The sequence below is a fragment of the Rhodoferax sp. GW822-FHT04A08 genome, from assembly GCF_058801025.1.
In genome coordinates this window covers 1-642 of sequence record NZ_JBXAMW010000074.1, presented here as the reverse complement: position 1 = coordinate 642, position 642 = coordinate 1, and the positions used below count along the sequence as shown (strand labels likewise).

Below are 642 nucleotides of genomic sequence, written 5' to 3'. Positions count from 1 at the left end.
GGCGCTCATTCTAAATACGCAACCGGGTCCGATGATGCACTGCGATATTCAAAAGGCTTTTCACCAATCGTTGGATTTGCCGACACGACACGACCCAATTTTCAGGCCCTGACATCGTTCTGCGGCCGCGATGAGCACTTTTATTGTGTTGACTGGACCGGGAGTCCCCCGCCGAATTGGCAGATTGAAGGGGAAACCGTAATGTTCAAGATGACGTGGAATCAGTCGCTTCCAGAGGAGGAGGCTGCACCGGCAGCCATTCCACTGGGGCCAGCTCATGCAAAGCAGGCGTTGGAGCTTACCTCCCTCACGCGACCAGGTCCCTTTGGCGAAAGAACCATCGAACTGGGTGAGTATTTCGGTCAATTCGACAAAGGACGTCTGATCGCAATGGCTGGTGAACGCATGCAAGCGGGCATCATGCGAGAGATCAGTGGTGTGTGTGTTCACCCAGATTACCAAGGCCAGGGGCTCGCACGGCAATTGGTCTACAAACTGTTGCAGCGGGAGACACGGCGTGGTGAGATGCCTTTTCTGCATGTTTCACGGGAAAACGCCGGCGCATATGCTCTCTACGAAAGCATGGGCTTCAGGGTCGCCCATGAATCCGTAGTGCGCGTCATTTCTCAAAAGTGACGTGAA

1 protein-coding gene is annotated in these 642 nt (G+C 54.4%); it reads left to right on the top strand.

Annotation, left to right across the window (positions count from 1 at the left end; all coding sequences use genetic code 11):
* A partial coding sequence (locus AC1RMF_RS26630) for a GNAT family N-acetyltransferase (RefSeq protein ID WP_493145570.1) occupies positions 1-636 on the top strand: 636 nt, incomplete at its 5' end.
* Between the last annotated feature and the right edge of the window lie 6 nt (positions 637-642).